This window comes from Falsiroseomonas oryziterrae (assembly GCF_021864505.1).
GTDB classification, from domain to species: Bacteria; Pseudomonadota; Alphaproteobacteria; order Acetobacterales; family Acetobacteraceae; genus Falsiroseomonas; species Falsiroseomonas oryziterrae.
Genome location: NZ_JAKJIB010000038.1, coordinates 1 through 19,984, shown reverse-complemented (window position 1 = coordinate 19,984; position 19,984 = coordinate 1). Strand labels below are relative to the sequence as shown.

The following is a 19,984-nucleotide window of genomic DNA, read 5'->3' as shown; positions in this document are numbered from 1 at the left end:
GCCCGACCCGACGCGCCAGCCGCCATCGCAGGTGCCGATCGCGCAGCCGCCGCTGCCGCCGGGCACGATGCAGCCGCCGCCGCTGGTCGCGCAGCCGCCCGCGCGCCAGCCTTCGGCGCAGGCCGCCATGCTCGTTCCGCCGCTGCCCGATACGCCACAGGTCGCAAGGCCGAGCAGCGGCCGCGGGCCGGCGATCGTCACCATCACACCGGACGCCAACGCGCCGTCCACCGCGCAGGCGCTGGTCACGCGCCGCCCGGGGCGCCAGGCCCTGCACGACCAGCCGGAGTTCGCCCCGGGCCCAACCGGCGGCGCGCTCAATTGCGTGGCCAGCGGCCATGCGCTGCGGCGCTACGTTGACGAGGACGGGACGGAGCGCGTGGCCGGAGACCTGCCGAACCTCGTGGTCGTGTCGACGATGTTCCGCGACATTCCCGCGGTGCATCCGGAGCACGCCGAGTGCCTCGTCGCGGTGCGTCGCCGCGATCCGCGGGAGATCCGTGTCGAGGTCCCGCCGGCCTCCCGCTAGCCCGCCAACGAAGCCCCACGCCGGTGCGGGCGCGCGGGCGGCGCGCTACCGCCCCGCCTCCATGATGGCGAGCATGTAGGTCTCGTTGCCGATGCCCGTGACGCGCGACGTCACGGCGAAGCGCGCGAGATCGAGCATCCAGAGCACGCTGCTCTGCGGGCCGCGCTTCTTGCCGCCGGTGACCGCGGCCCAGGCGCCGTCGGCCGAGATCGCGACGCCGCGCGGCTGCGACGGCCCGCCCGTCGGGTCCTCGAGCGCCAGCCGCGTCACCTCGCGTCCCGAGGCGAGTTCGACCAGCGAGAGCGTGCCGGAGGCGAAGCAGGATACGACCAGGTGCCGGCCATCGGGCGTGAAGGCGGCCACGAAGGGCCGCGTGCCGGCTTCCGGGTCGTCGGTGCCGACGCGGATTCGCGCGACCTCCTGCCGCGCCGCCACGTCGAGCAGGCTGACCGTGTTGCCGAAGGCGCCGGTCCGCATGCTCTCCCGCGCCGCGACGGCGGCGAGCCGCCCGTCGGGCGAGACCTGGATGCCGAAGCCGCCGGTCTGGATCGGCACGCGCGCGACCTCAGCACCCGCATCGCCGGCAAGCGCGGCCGTGAGGTCGATGAAGGAGACATCGTCGGTGCCGCCATTGGCGGTGAGCAGCCAGCCGGGGCCGAGCGGGCTGACCGCGATGCCGTTCGGGTTGGGGAAGCGGCCGAAGCCGGGATCGGGCGAATCGCGCACCGGCGTGCCGCCGGCGTCGCGCAGCCGGATGCGGCGCGCCACCTTGTGGAGACTGCGCTCGATCGCCGTGACCTCCGCGCCGCCATCCTCGGCGCCCGGCGCTTCGGCCGAGGAGACGAGCAGGTGGCGGCCATCAGGCGTCAGCGCCATGCCGACGGGACCGGAGGTGCCGGTCTCGACGATGCCGGCGATGGCGCCGGTCGTGCCGTCGTGGCGCGGGTCGCGCAGCGCGCGGCAGTCGAGCAGGGTGATCGTGCCGGGATGGCCGTGCTGGTAGGCGCCGGCGGCCGCGGCGCTGGCGAGGCCCGAATGGCAGACGACATAGGCATAGGCGCCATGCGGCGGCACCAGCACGGAGACCGGCTGGCCGGAGGCCGGCGCGCCGCCGACATCGGGCGTCGCGCGCGGCCGGGACAGCACCGCGCGGTCGGTGCCGTCATGCGCCTTGTCGCGCGCGGCCTCGGCGTCGATGACGGCGACGGTGTTGTCCCAGCGGCCGCTGGCGATGACGAGCGCACCGCTCATGCGGTCCTCCTTGGGCGGCGTTGCCACGCGAGCGCGGCGAGCGGCACGACGAGCGCGAGGGCCGCGCAGGCGAGCAGCCCGGCCGAGAGCGGGCGGGCGACGAAGATGGTGGGATCGCCGAGCGAGAGCGTCAGCGACTGGCGCAGCGCGCTCTCGAACAGCGGCGATAGGACGAGGCCCAGCACCATCGGCGCCATCGGCCAGTCGTAGCGCCGCATCAGCCAGCCGACCGCGCCGAAGCCGATGAGCAGCCAGCAATCCTCGATGCTGTTGGACTGCGAATAGACCCCGGCGATGCAGAGCGCGATGATCGGCGGGTAGAGCCAGGAATAGGGCACGGAGAGGAGGCGGGCGAAGACGCCGGCCAGCGGCAGGTTCATCACCAGCAGGATCAGGTTGCCGATGAGCATGGAGGCGATCAGCGCCCAGACCAGGCTGGCGTTGGTGGTGAACATCTCGGGGCCGGGACGCACGCCGAACATGATCAGCGCGCCGAGGATGACGGCCGTGGTGCCGGAGCCCGGCACGCCAAGCGAGAGCATCGGCACCAGCGCGCCCGAGGCGGCGCCGTTGTTCGACGCCTCCGGCCCCGCCACGCCCTCGATCGCGCCCTTGCCGAAGCGCGAGGGATCCTTCGCCAGCTTCTTCTCGACGATGTAGGCGACGAAGGAGGCGATGGTCGCACCTGCGGCCGGCAGCACGCCGATGACGAACCCGATGACCGAGCCGCGCGCGATCGGCCAGCGCGAGCGCTGCCAGTCCTCGCGCGTCGGCAGCACGTCCTTCACCTTGGCGACCGGGCGGGCCGCGGCGTCGTTGCAGCCCGACAGCACCTCGCCGAGGCCGAAAAGCGCGACGGTCAGCACGATGAACTCGATGCCGTCGAGCAGCCAGACCTGGCCGAAATCGTAGCGCGGGATGCCGACCTGCGGGTCGATGCCCATGGTGCCGAGGGCGAGCCCGGCGACGCCGGCGACGAGCCCCTTCAGCACCGAACTGCCGACGGCGGCAAGCGCCACGAGGCCGAGCACGACGAGCGAGAAGTATTCCGGCGGGCCGAAGGCGAGCGCCATCTTCGCCAGTGGCGGCGCGACGAGCATCAGCCCGATGGTGCCGAGCGTGCCGGCGATGAAGGAGCCGATCGCGGCGATGCCGAGCGCTGCCCCGGCGCGCCCCTGCAGCGCCATCTGATAGCCGTCGATGCTGGTCATCACGGTGGAGCTCTCGCCCGGCACCGAGATCAGGACCGAGGTCAGCGTGCCGCCATACTGGCTGCCGTAGTAGATCCCGGCGAAGAGGATCAGCGCCGAGGTGGGATCGAGCCCGAAGGTGATCGGCAGCAGCAGCGCGATGGCGGCCGCGGGCCCGATGCCGGGCAGCACGCCGACCACCTGGCCGAGCAGCACGCCGAGGAAGCACATCGCGATATGGCCGGGCGTGAGCGCCGCGGCGAAGCCCATCATCAGCTGGGAGAAGGCGTCCACCCGCTCAGCTCCCGAAGGGGCCGGCCGGCAGCGGCACCGCGAGCCAGGTGACGAAGATCAGGTGCAGCGCGGCCGAGACGCCGGCCGCGGCGAGCAGCGAGGGCAGCAGCTTCTTGCGCTCGGCCAGGACGAAGAGCGCCAGCAGCAGCAGGAAGACCGACGCGACGAATCCGATCGGCTCGAGGCCGAGCACGGCGGCGAGCGTCGCGCCGAGCACCAGCAGCGGCTTGCGGAACGCGCCCGGCGCCTCGGGCGCAGGGGAGGGGCTGAGCAGCGCCTGCACGCCGGCGGCGAGCGATAGCGCGATGAGCACGGCCCCGAAGGCGAAGGGCAGCCAGCCGGGGCCCGGCGTCTCGCGCTCCCACATCGGCATGGCCCGGGCGCCGAGCACCCAGACCACGCCCATGGCGGCGAATCCAGCCGCGAGGAGAAGGTCGCCCCAGGCGACTCGGCGGCCCACAGGGTCAGGCCGGCCGGCCGAGCAGCTCGCGGTAGAGCCGTTCCTGCCGCTCGAGGAAGGACGCGAAGTCGGCGCCGAACATCGGCGCCTCGCTGGCCACGTTCTCGCGCAGGTAGCGCTTCCACGCCTCGGTCGCGAGGACGCGCTGCATCACTTCGGTCCAGTAGGCGGCGGCGGCGTCGTTCACGCCGCGCGGCACGCCGATGCCGCGCCACATCTGGAAGTTCTCGGCGTTGATGCCCTGCTCCTTCATGGTCGGCACGTCGGGCAGGTCGGTGAAGCGGTTGTCGCGGAAGACGCCGAGCGCGCGGACGGCGCGGGACTGCAGGTGGCCCATGAACTCGAGCGGGTTGCCGATCGAGGCCTGGACATGGCCGCCGAGCAGCGCGGTCAGCGCCTCGCCGCCCGAGTTGAAGTTGACCATGTTGAGCTCGGCCCCGATGGCGCGGCCGAAGACGGTGATCGCCATCTGGTCGGTGGTGCCGCCGGTCGAGAAGTTCACGCTGCGCGGCGGCGCGCCGCGGGCATGGGCGGCGAAGGCGGCCGCCGTCTGGTGAGGGCTGTCGGCGCGGACGAAGAGCAGGAAGTCGTCCAGCATGGTGTTGGCGATCGGGCGGATCTCGGACAGCGTCCGCGCGGTCGGCACCATGATCGGCGTGATCTGGGTCGTGCCGTTGATCGCGACGATGGTGTGCGGCTCGTTGCGGCGGCTGGCGGCCACATAGGCGATGCCGACGGCGCCGCCGCCGCCGGGCCGGTTCACCGGGTTCACCGGCACCGGGACCAGCCGCTCGTCGGTGATGATCCGATGGATCACGCGGGCCATGAGGTCGGCGCCGCCGCCGACAGCGAAGGGGATCACGAACTCGACGTCCCGCGTCGGCCGCCAGGCCTGGGCGAGGGCGAGCGTGGGCAGGGCGATGGCACCGGCCCCAAGGCCGAGCGCCGCGCGACGCGTGATGGTCATGGACGTGTCTCCCTCCGGGCGTTGCCGGGAGGAGAATTGAGGAACGCAAACCTTTGCAGGTCAAGGACGCGGTGCAGGCTGAAAGCCCGCACGGGTTCGCTTGACACCACCCCGCGGCCCCCCTATTCCCCGCGGCCTGCCGTACGCGGGTGTAGCTCAGTCGGTTAGAGCGCCGGCCTGTCACGCCGGAGGTCGCGGGTTCGAGCCCCGTCACTCGCGCCACGCGGCGGCAGATTCCTCTCCTTTCTCTCGGATGCGTGCCCTGGACGTTCCAGGCTTGTTCGCGCACATCTGCGGTCGTCATCCTTCCTCGTCCGGCCCTATGGCGGAGCGGCGCCGGGGCGGCTAAGGTCCGGCCACGCTGCGGTGCGGCATGGCGGGGACCCGTGGGATGCGGGATGCCCCCCATCGGCGCAACGAGCGGCCTCGGGACGCAAGATCCCGGGTGAAGAAGGCAAGGCGAAGCAACATGACCCAGCCGCTGCTGGCAGAGTACTTCCCGATTCTCGTCTTTCTCGGGATCGCCGCGGCCATCGCCAGCGCGATGGTGGGCGGGGCGTTGCTCGCCGCGCGGCAGAAGCCGAACCCCGAGAAGCTGTCGGCCTACGAGTGCGGCTTCGAGCCCTTCGACGACACGCGCCGGCGCTTCGACGTGCGGTTCTACCTCGTCGCCATCCTCTTCATCATCTTCGACCTCGAAGTCGCCTTCCTGTTCCCCTGGGCGATCGCCCTCGGCGAGATCGGGTGGTTCGGCTTCCTCTCCATGATGGGTTTTCTCGGCGTGCTCACCGTCGGCTTCGTCTACGAGTGGCGGAAGGGCGCGCTGGACTGGGAATAGTTCTGGCTTGGAATAACGCCGGGAACGACGCCGGGAACGGCGCTTCCTGACCTCGGGCGCGGCGGGCGCCAGGGAGATCGGAATGAGTGGTACGACTGCGGCGTCGCCCGCGATCGACGCAATCGCCTGGAACCGGGAGGCGCTGCCCCCGGGGCCGGCGCAGGACGCGGTGATCAAGGGCATCACCGGCGAGATGGAAGAGAAAGGCTTCGTCGTCGCCAACCTGGACAAGGTGGTGAACTGGGCCCGCACCGGCAGCCTCTGGCCGATGACCTTCGGGCTGGCCTGCTGCGCCGTGCCGATGATCCACGCCTACATGGCGCGCTACGATCTCGACCGCTTCGGCATCATCCCGCGCGGCTCGCCGCGCCAGTCCGACGTGATGATCGTGGCCGGCACGCTGACCAACAAGATGGCGCCCGCGCTGCGCAAGGTCTACGACCAGATGAGCGAGCCGCGCTGGGTGATCTCGATGGGATCGTGCGCGAACGGCGGCGGCTACTACCACTACAGCTACAGCGTGGTGCGCGGCTGCGACCGCATCGTGCCGGTGGACATCTATGTCCCGGGCTGCCCGCCGACGGCCGAGGCGCTGGTCTACGGCATCCTGCAGCTGCAGAAGAAGATCCGCCGGACGGGGACCATCCTCCGTGGCTGAGCCGATGACGCTGGAAGACCTCGGCGCGGCGGTCGCGCAGGCCGCGGGCCCCGCGGTGCAGGAAGCCTTCGTGGAACGCGGGCAGGAGCTCGTGATCCGCGCGACGCGCCAGGGCCTGCTGCCGCTGATGGCGATGCTGCGCGACGAGCAGCGGCTCGCCTTCGAGCAGCTGATGGACCTCTGCGGCATGGACCACCCCGAGCGCGCGGAGCGCTTCGACGTGGTCTACAACCTGCTGAGCCTCGCGCATAACCGGCGCATCCGCGTGATCGTCGCGACCGACGAGCAGACGCCGGTGCCGAGCGTCGTCGGCATCTATCCCAACGCGACCTGGTACGAACGCGAGGCCTGGGACATGTACGGCATCGTCTTCGAGGGCCAGTCCGACCTGCGCCGCCTGCTGACCGACTACGGCTTCGAAGGGCATCCGCTGCGCAAGGACTTCCCGCTGACCGGCCATGTCGAGGTCCGCTACGACGAGACCCGCAAGCAGGTGGTCTATGAGCCGGTCGCGCTGACGCAGGATTTCCGCAACTTCGACTTCCTCAGCCCCTGGGAGGGCATGACCACGCTGCCCGGGGACGAGAAGGTGCATCTCACGCGCGAGCAGCGCGGCCAGCTGGAGGGTCCGCAATGAGCGGCAGCTCCGCCATGGCGTCGGAAGGCGGGCCGCTCGCGGCCCTCGCCGCCGGGACGGACGATGCGGCGCAGACGCGCACCATCGAGGTCGATTCCCACCGCATCAACTTCGGCCCGCAGCACCCCGCCGCGCATGGCGTGCTGCGCCTCATCCTCGAGATGAAGGGCGAGGTGGTGGAGCGCGCCGATCCGCATATCGGCCTGCTGCACCGCGGCACCGAGAAGCTGATGGAGTACAAGACGTATCTGCAGGCGATGCCCTACATGGATCGCCTCGACTACGTCTCGCCGATGTGCATGGAGCACAGCTTCGTCCTCGCGGTGGAGAAGCTGCTCGGCGTCGAGAAGGACATCCCGGAGCGCGCGCGCTGGATCCGGACGATGTTCGCCGAGATCACGCGCATCCTGAACCACCTGCTGAACGTCACGACCTATGCGCTCGACGTCGGCGCCATCACGCCGAGCCTCTGGGGCTTCGAGCAGCGCGAGTACCTGCTGGAGTTCTACGAGCAGGTCGGCGGCAGCCACTATCACGTGAACTACTTCCGCGCCGGCGGCGTGGCGAAGGACCTGCCGGCGGGGCTCGAGGACCGGATCGGCGCCTGGTGCCGGCAGTTCCCGAAGTTCCTCGACGAGCTCGAGGGGCTGCTGACGGAGAACCGCATCTTCAAGCAGCGGACCGTGGACATCGGCGTGATGACGGCCGAGCAGGCGATGGCCTGGGGCTTCAGCGGGCCGTGCCTGCGCGCTTCCGGCTGCGCCTGGGACCTGCGCAAGTCGCAGCCCTATGAGATGTACGACCGGCTGGAGTTCGACGTGCCGGTCGGCGTGCATGGCGACTGCTACGACCGCTACCTCGTGCGCATGCAGGAGATGCGGCAGTCGCTGCGGATGATCGAGCAGTGCCTGGCCGCCATCAGGCCGGGCCCGGTGAGGATCGCCGACAACAAGATCGTGCCGCCGAAGCGCGCCGAGATGAAGCGCTCGATGGAGGCGCTGATCCACCACTTCAAGCTCTACACCGAGGGCTACCACGTGCCCGCCGGCGCGACCTACACGGTGACCGAAGCGCCGAAGGGCGAGTTCGGCGTGTACATGGTCGCCGACGGCACGAACCGGCCGTATCGCGTGAAGATCCGTGCGCCGGGCTATGCGCATCTCCAGGCGATGGAGGTGCTGTCCAAGGGGCACATGCTGGCGGATGCGGTGGCGATCATCGGCAGCCTCGACATCGTCTTCGGGGAGATCGACCGGTGAGCGCGCCAGTGATGCAGGGCGAGCACGAGCAGCCGGCGCATTTCGCCTTCGACGAAGCGAGCGAGGCGCAGATCGCCAAGATCCTCGTGCGCTATCCGGCGGGCAAGCAGGCAAGCGCCACGATCCCGCTTCTCTATGTCGTGCAGCGCCAGATGGGGCGGCAGACCGGCAGCGCCTGGGTGCCGCGCGTCGCGATGGACGTCATCGCGGAACGCCTCGGCGTGCCGCCGATCCGCGTCTACGAGGTCGCGACCTTCTACTTCATGTTCAACATGAAGCCGATCGGCCGCTATCACCTGCAGCTCTGCGGCACCACGCCCTGCATGCTGCGCGGATCGGACGACGTGATGCGCGCCTGTCACGACGCGGCGCAGGTGAAGGTCGGCCAGACGAGCGCCGACGGGCTGTTCACGCTGACCGAGGTGGAATGCCTCGGCGCCTGCGTGAACGCGCCGGTGCTGCAGGTGGATGACGACTACTACGAGGACCTCGACTACGACCGCACGGTCGCGCTGATCGAGGCGCTGAAGCGCGGCGAGCGGCCGAAGCCGGGCAGCACGATCGGGCGCCAGACCAGCGCGCCCGAGGGCGGCCCGCTGACGCTGACCGAGGTCCAGCCCATGGGGGGCGCGCCTCGCGGCGCGACAGAATAGACATGGCGCTCTCCGACAAGGACCGCATCTTCACCAATCTCTACGGCCTGCAGGACTGGCGCCTGCCGGCCGCGCAGCGCCGCGGCAACTGGGACGGCACCAAGGCCATCCTGGAGAAGGGGCGCGACTGGATCATCGAGGAGGTGAAGGCCTCCGGCCTGCGCGGCCGCGGCGGCGCAGGCTTCCCGACCGGCATGAAGTGGTCCTTCATGCCGAAGCAGGCGAGCGAGCGACCTCATTACCTCGTCGTCAACGCCGACGAGTCCGAGCCCGGCACCTGCAAGGACCGCGACATCATCCGCCACGATCCGCACACGCTGATCGAAGGCTGCCTGATCGCCGGCTTCGCGATGGGCGCGCATGCCGGCTACATCTACATCCGCGGCGAGTACTACAACGAGAGCGTCGTGCTCGAGGCCGCGATCCAGGAAGCCTACGACGCCGGACTGCTCGGCAAGAACGCCTGCGGCAGCGGCTGGGACTTCGACCTCTACGTCCATCGCGGTGCGGGCGCGTACATCTGCGGCGAAGAGACGGCGCTGATCGAGAGCCTCGAAGGCAAGAAGGGGATGCCGCGGCTGAAGCCGCCATTCCCGGCGGCCGTCGGGCTCTATGGCGCGCCGACCACAGTGAACAACGTCGAGACCATCGCGGTGGTGCCGACGATCTTGCGCCGCGGCGGGGCCTGGTTCGCGGGCTTCGGTCGGCCGAAGAACTCTGGGACCAAGATCTTCTGCCTCCAGGGCCACGTGAACAAGCCGTGCAACGTGGAGGAGGAGATGTCGATCCCGCTGCGCGAGTTGATCGAGCGCCATGCGGGCGGCGTGCGTGGCGGCTGGGACAACCTGCTCTGCGTGATCCCGGGCGGCAGCTCCACGCCGCTGATCCCCAAGCACATCTGCGACGACGTGCTGATGGATTTCGACGCGCTGCGCGAGCACAAGACCGGCCTCGGCACAGCCGGCGTGATCGTGATGGACAAGTCCACCGACATCATCAAGGCGATCGCGCGGCTGTCGAAGTTCTACAAGCATGAGAGCTGCGGCCAGTGCACGCCCTGCCGCGAGGGCATGGGCTGGGTCAGCCGCATGATGGAGCGCATGGTCGAGGGGCGGGCGGAGATCGAGGAGATCGACCTGCTCGAGGAAGTCACGCGCCGCATCGAGGGGCACACGATCTGCGCGCTGGCCGATGGCGGCGTCTGGCCGGTGCAGGGCCTGATCCGGCACTTCAGGCCGGTGATGGAGGAGCGGATCGCCGAATACCGGCGGCGCCATGCGAAGCCCGCGGCCATGCCGCTGGCTGCGGAGTAAGCGGGATGGCGAAGGTCACCGTCGACGGCATCGAGGTCGAGGTCCCGAACGGGGCCACCGTGCTGCAGGCCTGCGAGGCCGCGGGCAAGGAGATCCCGCGCTTCTGCTACCACGAGCGGCTGAGCGTCGCCGGCAATTGCCGCATGTGCCTGGTGGAGGTGGAGAAGGCGCCGAAGCCCGTCGCCTCCTGCGCCTATCCGGTCGCGGACGGCATGGTCGTGAAGACCGACAGCCCGATGGTGCGCAATGCGCGCCGCGGCGTGATGGAGTTCCTGCTCATCAACCATCCGCTCGACTGCCCGATCTGCGACCAGGGCGGCGAGTGCGACCTGCAGGACCAAGCCGTCGCCTACGGCATGGACAAAGGCCGCTACGCCGAGGCCAAGCGCGCGGTGAAGGACAAGTATGTCGGTCCGCTGATCAAGACGATCATGAACCGCTGCATCCATTGCACGCGCTGCGTCCGCTTCGCCTCCGAGGTGGCGGGCGTGCCGGAGATGGGCGCGACGGGCCGCGGCGAGGCGATGGAGATCGGCACCTATGTCGAGAAGGCGCTGACGACGGAGCTCTCGGGCAACCTGATCGACATCTGCCCGGTCGGCGCGCTGACCAGCCGGCCCTATGCCTTCACCTCCCGCCCCTGGGAGCTGCGCAAGACCGACAGCATCGACGTGCAGGACGCGACGGGCACCAATATCCGCATCGACAATCGCGGGCCCGAGGTGCTGCGCATCGTTCCGCGCATCAATGACGACGTGAACGAGGAGTGGATGGCCGACCGCGGCCGCTTCTCCTTTGACGGGCTGAAGAAGCAGCGACTCGACCGGCCCTGGCTGCGCGTGGACGGCAAGCTGCGCCCGGCGAGCTGGGCGGACGCGTTCCGTGCGCTCGCGGCGCGCATCCGCGCGGCGGCGCCTGACCGGGTCGGTGCGATCGCAGGCGACCTGGTGGATGCGGAGAGTGTCTTCGCGCTGAAGTCGCTGATGCACGCGATCGGGTCGCGCAACCTCGATTGCCGGCAGGATGGCGCCGCGATCGACGCGACGCGGCGCGACTTCTGGCTGTTCAACTCGACCATCGCCGGAATCGAGGAGGCGGATGCGCTGCTGATCGTCGGCGGCGATCCGCGCCGCGAGGCGCCGGTGATCAATGCGCGCATCCGCAAGCGCCATGTGCTGGGGCGTTTCCCGATCGGGCGCATCGGCGCGGCGGGCGTCGACCTGACGTATCCCCACCAGCATCTGGGCGAGGGCCCGGCGGCGCTGCGCGCGATGGCGGACGGGACGCATCCCTTCGCCGAGGCGTTCCGCGCGGCGAAGAAGCCGATGGTCATCGTCTCTCGCAGCGCGCTGGCGCGGCCCGACGGGCTGCATGTGTTGGCAGCCGCCTGGCAGGTCGCGGCGAGCGCAAATGCGCTGCGGCCCAACTGGCACGGCTTCAACGTGCTGCACCAGTTCGGCGGCCAGGTCGGCGCGCTCGAGCTCGGCTTCCTGCCCGGCCGCGAGGGCAAGGACATCGGCGCGATGCTCGGCGGCGGCGTGGATGTGCTGTGGCTGCTCGGCGCGGACGGCATCGAGCCCGGCGCGATCGCGCCGTCGACCTTCGTCATCTACCAGGGCCATCACGGCGACCGCGGCGCGGCACGGGCCGACCTGATCCTGCCGGGTGCGGCCTACACCGAGAAGGACGCGACCTACGTCAACACGGAAGGCCGCGCGCAGCGCGCCTGGCTCGCGGTGCATGCGCCGGGCGAGGCGCGCGAGGACTGGCGCATCATCCGCGCGGCGGGCGAGGGGCTTGGCATCCGGCTGCCCTTCGACGACCTCGCGCAGCTGCGCGCGCGGATGAGCGAAGCCGCGCCCGTGCTCGGCGGCGGCTTCGCGCGGCGCGGCTGCGAGGACATGGCGGGGCCGGCGGGTGATCCGGCCGCGATGTCGGACGCGCCCTTCGCGCGTGGGATCACGCAGTACCACCTGGCGGACGCGATCGCGCGGGCGTCCGACGTGATGGCGGAATGCGCGCGCACCTACGGCGAAGCGCCGGCACTGGCGGCTGCGGAGTGACGTGACGATGGACGGTTTCCTCGCCACACCGGTCGGGCATCTCGCGCTGACCGTCGCGCAGGCGATGGCGCTGCTGGTGCCGCTGCTGATCGGCGTCGCCTACCTGACCTGGGCGGAGCGCAAGGTCCTCGGCGCGATGCAGCTGCGCAAGGGGCCGAACGTGGTCGGGCCCTTCGGCCTGCTGCAGCCCTTCGCCGACGCGCTGAAGATGCTGATGAAGGAGACGATCATCCCGGCCGGCGCGTCCCGCGCGCTGTTCATCATGGCCCCGATGATCACCTTCATGCTGGCCATGCTCGCCTGGGCGGTCATCCCGGTGAATGACGGCTGGGCGATCGCCGACATCAATGTCGGAATCCTCTACCTCTTCGCGATCTCCTCGCTCGGCGTCTACGGCATCATCATCGCGGGGTGGGCGTCGAACTCGAAATACGCCTTCCTCGGCGCGCTGCGCTCGGCGGCGCAGATGGTGTCCTACGAAGTCTCCATGGGCTTCGTGATCGTGACCGTGCTGCTCTGCGTGGGATCGCTGAACCTGACCGAGATCGTCCGCGCCCAGGCGGACATGTGGTTCATCATCCCGCTCTTCCCGATGTTCGTGATCATGTTCATCTCGGCGCTCGCCGAGACGAACCGCGCGCCGTTCGACCTGCCGGAAGGCGAGTCCGAGCTCGTGGCGGGCTTCTTCGTCGAGTACAGCTCGATGTCCTTCGCGCTGTTCTTCCTCGGCGAATACGCGAACATGATCCTGATGAGCGCGCTCATCACCATCCTGTTCCTCGGCGGCTGGTATCCGCCCTTCGACATCGCGCCCTTCACCTGGATCCCGGGGCCGCTCTGGTTCATCTTCAAGATCTGCGCGTGCCTCTTCGTCTTCATCTGGGTACGCGCGACCTTTCCCCGCTACCGCTACGACCAGCTCATGCGCCTCGGCTGGAAGGTGTTCCTGCCCTTCAGCCTCGTCTGGCTCGTGATCACCGCTGCGGCGCTCAAGCTGTTCGGCTGGCTGCCGGCCTGAGAGACACGACGATGTCCTTCACCCTCGACCGCGTCGCGCGCAGCTTCCTCCTGGCGGAGCTCGCCTCGGGCATGTGGCTGACGCTCAAGACGATGTTCAAGCCGCGCGCGACCATCAACTACCCCTACGAGAAGTCGCCGCTCAGCCCGCGCTTCAAGGGCGAGCACGGCCTGCGCCGCTACCCGAACGGGGAGGAGCGCTGCATCGCCTGCAAGCTCTGCGAGGCGATCTGCCCGGCGCTCGCGATCACCATCGAGGCCGAGCCGCGCGAGGACGGGTCGCGGCGCACCACGCGCTACGACATCGACATGACGAAGTGCATCTACTGCGGCATGTGCGAGGAGGCCTGCCCGGTGGACGCGATCGTCGAGGGGCCGAACCTGGAGTTCGCGACCGAGACGCGCGAGGAGCTGATCTACAACAAGGAGCGCCTGCTGGATAACGGCGACCGCTGGGAAGCGGCGCTGTCCAAGCGGCTCGAGCTGGACGCGCCCTACCGATGATCGCCGCCGCCTTCTACCTCTTCGCGGCCGTGCTCATCGCGAGCGCGGTCATGGTCGTGACCAGCCGCAACCCCGTGCACAGCGTGCTGTTCCTGATCCTGGCGTTCTTCAACGCCGCGGCGCTGTTCCTGATTGCAGGCGCCGAGTTCCTGGCGATGATCCTGGTCATCGTCTATGTCGGCGCCGTCGCCGTGCTGTTCCTCTTCGTCGTGATGATGCTCGACGTGGATTTCGCGGCGCTCCGCCAGGGCTTCCAGCGCTACGCGCCGGTCGGCGGCGTGGTCGGCGCGATCCTGCTGCTGGAGCTGCTGCTGGTCTTCGCGACCTGGCGCTTCGCGACGGACGCCGCGGGGCTCCGGCTCAACCCGACGCCGGGCGATGTCGAGAACACGCGCGCGCTCGGGCGCATCCTCTACACGGACTATGTCTGGCTGTTCCAGCTCTCCGGCCTGATCCTGCTGGTGGCCATGATCGGCGCCATCGTGCTGACGCTGCGCGGCAAGACCACGACGAAGCGGCAGAACGTCGCCGCCCAGGTGGCGCGCAGCGGCAGCGTGAACCTCCGCCAGCCGCCGCTCGGCGCCGGGCTCGGCGAGATCGGTATCGAGCGGCCTCCGGTGGAGGCGCCCAAGCCGAAGCAGGTCGAGCACGCCGGCGGGCACCATGGCGGCCATGGGGGACACCACTGATGATGGCCGTCGGCCTCGCGCACTACCTCACGGTGGGCGCCATCCTCTTCACGCTCGGCGTGCTCGGGATCTTCCTGAACCGCAAGAACGTCATCGTCATCCTGATGTCGGTCGAGCTGATCCTGCTCTCGGTCAGCGTGAACCTGGTCGCCTTCAGCGCGCAGCTCGGCGACCTGACGGGCCAGGTCTTCGCGATGTTCATCCTGACCGTCGCCGCCGCCGAGGCGGCGATCGGGCTGGCCATCGTCGTCATCTACTTCCGCAACCGCGGCACGATCGAGGTCGAGGACGTCTCGACCCTGAAGGGCTAGGCTGATGTACGTCGGCGCCATCTTCTTCCCGCTCCTCGGCGCCTGCCTGGCCGGCTTCCTGGGCCGCTGGCTGGGCGACAAGGGCTCTCAGTGGGTGACCGTCGCCTGCATGGCGCTGGCGGCGGCCTGCGGTTTCGGCGCCTTCCTGCAGGTCGCGCTCGGCTCCGCGCCGGGCGTGGTGCCGATCGTCACCTTCCTCGATGTCGGCGGCTTCGAGGTGGAATGGGCGCTGCGCTACGACACGCTCAGCGTCGTCATGGTGGCGATGGTCACCTTCATCTCGACGCTGATCCACATCTATTCCGTGGGCTACATGTCGCACGACGCGACGACGCCGCGCTTCTTCGCCTACCTCTCGCTCTTCACCTTCATGATGCTGATGCTGGTGACGGCGGACAACCTCGTGCAGCTCTTCTTCGGCTGGGAAGGCGTCGGCCTCGCGAGCTACCTGCTCATCGGCTACTGGTACGAGAAGGACAGCGCGAACGCCGCGGCGATGAAGGCCTTCATCGTCAACCGCGTCGGCGACGTCTTCTTCATGCTCGGCCTGGTGCTGACCTTCTGGACCTTCCAGTCGGTCGAGTTCGAGACGATCTTCGCCTCCGTCGCGCAGGCGCAGCAGGTGCGCTTCCTCGGCCTGCCCGCGCTCGAGGTGATCGGCGTGCTGCTGTTCCTCGGCGCCTGCGGCAAGTCGGCGCAGCTCGGCCTGCACACCTGGTTGCCGGACGCGATGGAAGGCCCGACGCCGGTCTCGGCGCTGATCCATGCGGCGACCATGGTGACCGCCGGCGTCTTCCTGATGGCGCGCATGTCGCCGGTGATGGAATACGCGCCGACCGCGCTCGCGATCGTCGCGATCGTCGGCGCCAGCACGGCGCTCTTCGCGGCGACCATCGGCTGCGTGCAGAACGACATCAAGCGGATCATCGCCTATTCGACCTGCTCGCAGCTTGGCTACATGTTCTTCGCTGCCGGCGTCGGCGTGTACCAGGCCGCGATCTTCCATCTGTTCACCCACGCCTTCTTCAAGGCGCTCCTGTTCCTCGGCGCGGGATCCGTCATCCACGCCATGTCGGACGAGCAGGACATCCGGCGCATGGGCGGGATCTGGCGGAAGATCCCCGTGACCTACGCGATGATCTGGATCGGCAGCCTCGCCCTTGCGGGCATGCCCTTCTTCGCGGGCTACTACTCGAAGGACATGGTGCTCGAGGTCGCCTATGCGGCGCATAGCGGGCCGGGCATGTACGCCTTCGTCCTCGGCCTGCTCGCGGCCTTCCTGACCGCCTTCTACTCCTGGCGCCTGATCATCCTGACCTTCCACGGCGAGGCGCGGGCCGACCACCACACGATGGAGCATGTGCACGAAAGCCCGCTTGTGATGCTCGTCCCGCTCTTCGCGCTCGCGGCGGGTGCAGTGGTGACGGGCTTCCTCTTCTATCCGCTGATGGTCGGCGAGCAGCAGGCGGCCTTCTGGGGCGCGTCCATCCACACCGCCGCGCACAACCACGTGCTGGAACATGCGCACCATGTCCCGGCCTGGGTGCCGCTGGCGCCGGTCGTGGTCGGCCTCGCGGGCATCGCGCTGGCCTATGTGATGTACATGTTCGCGCCGGGGCTGCCGGCGCAGCTCGCGGCGCGCTTCCCGGCCGTGTACCGCTTCCTGCTCAACAAGTGGTACTTCGACGAGCTCTACGACGCGATCTTCGTCCGGCCGGCGCGCTGGCTTGCGCGGGCCTTCTGGAAGACGGGCGACGCCCGGATCATCGACGGCGTGCCGAACGGCGCCGCCGACCTCGCCGTCCAGGCGGCGCGCGGCGCGGTGCGCATCCAGACCGGACGGGTGGCCAACTACGCCTTCGCGATGATCATCGGCCTCGTCCTCTTCGTCACGCTCCTGCTCTACGGTGCCCGATGAACGCCGCCGGCTTCCCGCTGCTCAGCCTCGTCACCTTCCTCCCGCTCGCCGGCGCCTTCATCATCCTGATGGTGCGCGGGGACGAGGCGACGGTCGCCTCCAACGCACGCTGGACCGCGCTCTGGACCAGCCTGATCACGCTGGCGCTGTCGCTGATCCTCTGGGCGCGCTTCGACAAGGGCACCGCCGAGTTCCAGTTCGTCGAGCGGCTCGCCTGGCTGCCCGAGTATGGGGTCGCCTACCACATGGGCGTGGACGGCATCTCCGTCCTCTTCATCCTGCTCTCCACCCTGCTGACGCCGATCTGCATCCTGGCGTCGTGGGAGAGCGTGCAGAGCCGCGTGCGCGAGTACATGGTGGCCTTCCTCGTGCTGGAAAGCATGATGGTCGGCATGTTCGCCGCCCTCGACTTCGTGCTGTTCTACATCTTCTTCGAGGCGGTGCTGATCCCGATGTTCCTGATCATCGGGGTGTGGGGCGGTGCGCGGCGCGTCTATGCCGCCTTCAAGTTCTTCCTCTACACGCTGGCAGGCTCGCTGCTGATGCTGCTGGCGCTGCTCGCGATGTGGTTCCACGCTGGCACCACCGACATCCCGACGCTGATGCAGACGGCCTTCCCCTACCAGATGCAGATCTGGCTGTTCCTGGCCTTCTTCGTCTCCTTCGCGGTGAAGGTGCCGATGTGGCCGGTGCACACGTGGCTGCCGGACGCGCATGTGGAGGCGCCGACCGCGGGCTCCGTCATCCTGGCCGGCGTGCTGCTGAAGATGGGCGCCTACGGGTTCCTGCGCTTCAGCGTGCCGATGCTGCCGCAGGCCAGCGCCGATTTCGCGCCGCTGATCTTCAGCCTGTCGGTCGTGGCCATCGTCTACACCTCCCTCGTCGCGCTGGCGCAGGAGGACATGAAGAAGCTGATCGCTTATTCCTCGGTCGCCCATATGGGCATCGTGACGCTTGGCATCTTCACCTTCACGCATCAGGGCATCTCGGGCGCGCTCTTCACCATGCTGAGCCACGGCGTGGTCTCGGGCGCGCTGTTCCTTTGCGTCGGCGTGCTCTACGACCGGGTCCATTCGCGCGAGATCGCGCGCTATGGCGGGGTGGCGAAGATCATGCCGGCCTATGCGCTGATCTTCATGCTCTTCACCATGGCCTCCGTGGCGCTGCCGGGCACGGCGGGCTTCCCGGGCGAGCTGCTGGTGATCGTCGGCGCCTTCAAGGTGAACCCCTGGGTGGCGCTGGGTGCCACCATGGGCATGGTGCTGGGCGCGGCCTACATGCTCTACCTCTATCGCCGCGTCGCCTTCGGGCGCGTCACGCGGGACGACCTGCGGAGCCTGCTGGATCTCTCGCCGCGCGAGGTCGCGGTCTTCGCGCCGCTGATCCTGCTGACCCTCTGGATGGGCGTCTACCCGTCCTCCTTCCTCGACTTTTTCGAGGCCAGCGTGGCCGCGATGGTGACGCGCCACGAGGCGGCGCTCGGCGCCGCCCGCCTGGCCGGGATGTGACGCGATGCTGAACTGGACCCTTGCCCTGCCGGAGATCGTGCTCGGCGTCTCCGGCCTGCTGATCCTGCTCGGCGGCGTGATCCCGAAGAAGGAGACCTTCTTCCCGGTCTCCATGGCCGTGGTCGGCGCGCTGGTCGTCACCGCGGTGCTGGTGCTGGGGCAGGGGGAGGGCACGGCCTTCCTCGGCCAGTACGTCTCGGACGACTTCTCGCGCTTCGCGAAGATCCTGATCCTGCTCGGCGCGGCGCTCGGCCTCGTGCTCGCCCTCGACTGGAACGAGAAGCAGGGGCTCGGGCGCTTCGAGTTCAGCGTGCTGCTGCTGTTCGCGACCCTCGGCATGATGGTCATGGTCTCGGCCAACGACCTCATCGCGCTCTATATCGGGCTCGAGCTGCTCTCGCTGTCGCTCTATGTCATCGCCGCCTTCGACCGCGACAACCCGCGCAGCGCGGAGGCCGGGCTCAAGTATTTCGTGCTGGGCGCGCTGGCCTCCGGCCTGCTGCTCTATGGCTCGTCGCTGGTCTACGGCTTCGCGGGCACGACGAATTTCGACCGGCTGGCGGATGCGCTCTCGGGCGGCAATGCGGGCACGGGCGTGGTGGTCGGGCTGGTCTTCGTGCTGGCGGGCCTCGCCTTCAAGGTCTCGGCGGTGCCCTTCCATATGTGGACGCCCGACGTCTACGAAGGCGCGCCGACGCCGGTCACCGCCTTCTTCGCCACCGCGCCCAAGGTGGCGGCGATCGCGCTGCTGATGCGCGTGCTGACGGGACCCTTCGGCGAGCTTGCGGCGCAGTGGGGCCAGGTGATCTGGGTGGTCAGCGCGGGCTCCATGATCCTCGGCGCCTTCGCCGCGATCGGCCAGCGCAACATCAAGCGGCTGATGGCCTATTCCTCCATCGGCCATGTCGGCTACGCGCTGATGGGCCTTGCGGTCGCGAACGACACAGGCTTCCGCGGCGTGCTGGTCTACATGGCGATCTACGTCGTGATGAACCTCGGCACCTTCGCGGTGATCCTGTCCATGCGGCGCCAGGGACGCGCTGTGGAGAACATCGACGACCTCTCGGGCCTCGGCCGCACCGATCCGGGCATGGCGCTCTGGATGGCGGTGTTCATGTTCTCGATGGCGGGCATCCCGCCGCTCGCGGGCTTCTTCGGCAAGCTCTACGTCTTCCTCGCCGCGGTGCAGGCGGGCTACTGGACGCTCGCGATCATCGGCATCCTGACCAGCGTGGTGGCCAGCTACTACTACCTGCGCATCGTCAAGGTGATGTATTTCGACGCGCCCGCGGGCGCCTTCGATGCGCGGCCGGCCAGCGTCAGCATCGTGATGGTCGGCACCGGGCTGCTCACGCTGCTGTTCTTCCTGTTTCCCGCCGTGCTGATCGGCGCGGCGCAGGTCGCCGTCGCCTCGCTGGCGGGCTGAGATGGACGGGCGGTCGCAGCCCGGGATTCCCCCGGGCTGGCGGCTGCGCGTCGAGCCGGAACTGCCCTCCACCTCCGATCTCCTGATCCGGCTCGCTGCCGCGGGAGAGCCGGAGGGGCTGGCGGTGCTGGCGCGGCGGCAGACCGCCGGGCGCGGCCAGCAGGGGCGAAGCTGGCGGAGCCCGGCGGGCAATCTCTATGTCTCGGTGCTGCTGCGCCCTGGCCGTCCGGCGCATGAGGCGCCGCTCTTCGCGATCCTCGCCGCGGTCGCGCTGGCCGAGGCGCTGGAGCCCTTCCTGCCCGATCCCTCGGCGCTGCGGCTGAAATGGCCGAACGACCTGCTGCTGGGCGGCGCCAAGCTGGCGGGCGTGCTGTGCGAGTCGGCCGCGGCCGAGGGGCGGATCGAATGGATCGTGCTCGGCTGCGGGGCCAACCTCGCCGTCGCGCCGCAGGTCGAAGGCCGCGCCACCGCCTGCCTCGCCGGCGAGGGCCCGGCGCCG

19 protein-coding genes, 1 tRNA gene and 1 pseudogene are annotated in these 19,984 nt (G+C 69.4%); 17 read left to right on the top strand and 4 right to left on the bottom strand.

All coding sequences use genetic code 11. The features are described 5' to 3' along the window. A pseudogene (locus L2I40_RS05665) lies at nt 1-529 on the top strand (hypothetical protein); the annotation flags it as partial. Between the two features lie 45 nt (nt 530-574). Here the strand turns inward: L2I40_RS05665 and L2I40_RS05660 are convergent. The 4 genes from L2I40_RS05660 to L2I40_RS05645 are packed head-to-tail and all read right to left on the bottom strand — an operon-like array spanning nt 575 to nt 4,691. Continuing rightward, nucleotides 575-1,780: a YncE family protein gene (locus L2I40_RS05660; RefSeq protein ID WP_237213899.1), complete on the bottom strand. Its 1,206-nt coding sequence runs from the start codon at nt 1,778-1,780 to the stop codon at nt 575-577. After that, nucleotides 1,777-3,264, bottom strand: a complete 1,488-nt coding sequence (locus L2I40_RS05655; RefSeq protein WP_237213898.1) for a tripartite tricarboxylate transporter permease — start codon at nt 3,262-3,264, stop codon at nt 1,777-1,779. Before L2I40_RS05655 ends, L2I40_RS05660 begins: the two co-directional genes overlap by 4 nt. 4 nt (nt 3,265-3,268) lie before the next feature. Beyond that, a complete protein-coding gene (locus tag L2I40_RS05650) occupies nt 3,269-3,724 on the bottom strand; it encodes a tripartite tricarboxylate transporter TctB family protein (protein ID WP_272910940.1) in 456 nt (151 codons plus the stop codon). Nucleotides 3,725-3,728: 4 nt separating this feature from the next. Next, on the bottom strand, nt 3,729-4,691 hold the full coding sequence (locus L2I40_RS05645) for a Bug family tripartite tricarboxylate transporter substrate binding protein (protein ID WP_237213896.1): 963 nt from the start codon (nt 4,689-4,691) through the stop codon (nt 3,729-3,731). A gap of 145 nt (nt 4,692-4,836) precedes the next feature. Here L2I40_RS05645 and L2I40_RS05640 point away from each other — a divergent pair. The 16 genes from L2I40_RS05640 to L2I40_RS05565 form a co-directional block, all read left to right on the top strand. Beyond that, nucleotides 4,837-4,913: transfer RNA gene (locus L2I40_RS05640), tRNA-Asp, on the top strand. Between the two features lie 247 nt (nt 4,914-5,160). Continuing rightward, nucleotides 5,161-5,529: an NADH-quinone oxidoreductase subunit A gene (locus L2I40_RS05635; RefSeq protein WP_237213895.1), complete on the top strand. Its 369-nt coding sequence runs from the start codon at nt 5,161-5,163 to the stop codon at nt 5,527-5,529. An 82-nt stretch (nt 5,530-5,611) separates the two neighbouring features. Beyond that, nucleotides 5,612-6,187, top strand: a complete 576-nt coding sequence (locus L2I40_RS05630; RefSeq protein WP_237213894.1) for a NuoB/complex I 20 kDa subunit family protein — start codon at nt 5,612-5,614, stop codon at nt 6,185-6,187. Between the two features lie 4 nt (nt 6,188-6,191). Next, a complete protein-coding gene (locus tag L2I40_RS05625; RefSeq protein WP_237213902.1) occupies nt 6,192-6,824 on the top strand; it encodes an NADH-quinone oxidoreductase subunit C in 633 nt (210 codons plus the stop codon). 14 nt (nt 6,825-6,838) lie between these two features. Then, nucleotides 6,839-8,083 (top strand): NADH-quinone oxidoreductase subunit D, encoded by a 1,245-nt coding sequence (locus L2I40_RS05620; RefSeq protein WP_237213901.1) that lies wholly within the window; start codon nt 6,839-6,841, stop codon nt 8,081-8,083. An 11-nt stretch (nt 8,084-8,094) separates the two neighbouring features. Continuing rightward, nucleotides 8,095-8,736 carry a complex I 24 kDa subunit family protein gene (locus tag L2I40_RS05615; RefSeq protein ID WP_237213900.1) on the top strand — a complete coding sequence of 214 codons (642 nt, stop codon included), beginning with the start codon at nt 8,095-8,097 and terminating at the stop codon, nt 8,734-8,736. Nucleotides 8,737-8,738: 2 nt separating this feature from the next. Then, nucleotides 8,739-10,049 carry an NADH-quinone oxidoreductase subunit NuoF gene (gene nuoF / locus L2I40_RS05610; protein WP_237213893.1) on the top strand — a complete coding sequence of 437 codons (1,311 nt, stop codon included), beginning with the start codon at nt 8,739-8,741 and terminating at the stop codon, nt 10,047-10,049. 5 nt (nt 10,050-10,054) lie between these two features. Beyond that, nucleotides 10,055-12,112: an NADH-quinone oxidoreductase subunit NuoG gene (nuoG, locus tag L2I40_RS05605; protein ID WP_237213892.1), complete on the top strand. Its 2,058-nt coding sequence runs from the start codon at nt 10,055-10,057 to the stop codon at nt 12,110-12,112. A 7-nt stretch (nt 12,113-12,119) separates the two neighbouring features. Next, entirely contained in the window at nt 12,120-13,130 is a 1,011-nt protein-coding gene (gene nuoH / locus L2I40_RS05600; protein ID WP_237213891.1) for an NADH-quinone oxidoreductase subunit NuoH, read from the top strand. An 11-nt stretch (nt 13,131-13,141) separates the two neighbouring features. Further along, nucleotides 13,142-13,633: an NADH-quinone oxidoreductase subunit NuoI gene (gene nuoI / locus L2I40_RS05595; protein WP_237213890.1), complete on the top strand. Its 492-nt coding sequence runs from the start codon at nt 13,142-13,144 to the stop codon at nt 13,631-13,633. Then, nucleotides 13,630-14,322, top strand: a complete 693-nt coding sequence (locus tag L2I40_RS05590) for an NADH-quinone oxidoreductase subunit J (RefSeq protein WP_237213889.1) — start codon at nt 13,630-13,632, stop codon at nt 14,320-14,322. Before nuoI ends, L2I40_RS05590 begins: the two co-directional genes overlap by 4 nt. Then, a complete protein-coding gene (nuoK, locus tag L2I40_RS05585; RefSeq protein WP_237213888.1) occupies nt 14,322-14,633 on the top strand; it encodes an NADH-quinone oxidoreductase subunit NuoK in 312 nt (103 codons plus the stop codon). The genes L2I40_RS05590 and nuoK overlap by 1 nt, the downstream gene beginning before the upstream one ends. Before the next feature lie 4 nt (nt 14,634-14,637). Further along, the gene (gene nuoL, locus L2I40_RS05580; protein WP_237213887.1) at nt 14,638-16,551 is read left to right on the top strand and encodes an NADH-quinone oxidoreductase subunit L; all 1,914 of its coding nucleotides are present in this window, start codon (nt 14,638-14,640) and stop codon (nt 16,549-16,551) included. Continuing rightward, on the top strand, nt 16,548-18,059 hold the full coding sequence (locus L2I40_RS05575) for an NADH-quinone oxidoreductase subunit M (RefSeq protein WP_237213886.1): 1,512 nt from the start codon (nt 16,548-16,550) through the stop codon (nt 18,057-18,059). The genes nuoL and L2I40_RS05575 overlap by 4 nt, the downstream gene beginning before the upstream one ends. Before the next feature lie 7 nt (nt 18,060-18,066). Continuing rightward, on the top strand, nt 18,067-19,485 hold the full coding sequence (gene nuoN, locus L2I40_RS05570; RefSeq protein ID WP_456305727.1) for an NADH-quinone oxidoreductase subunit NuoN: 1,419 nt from the start codon (nt 18,067-18,069) through the stop codon (nt 19,483-19,485). A 1-nt stretch (nt 19,486) separates the two neighbouring features. After that, the coding region (locus L2I40_RS05565; protein ID WP_237213884.1) for a biotin--[acetyl-CoA-carboxylase] ligase at nt 19,487-19,984 on the top strand (498 nt) is incomplete at its 3' end.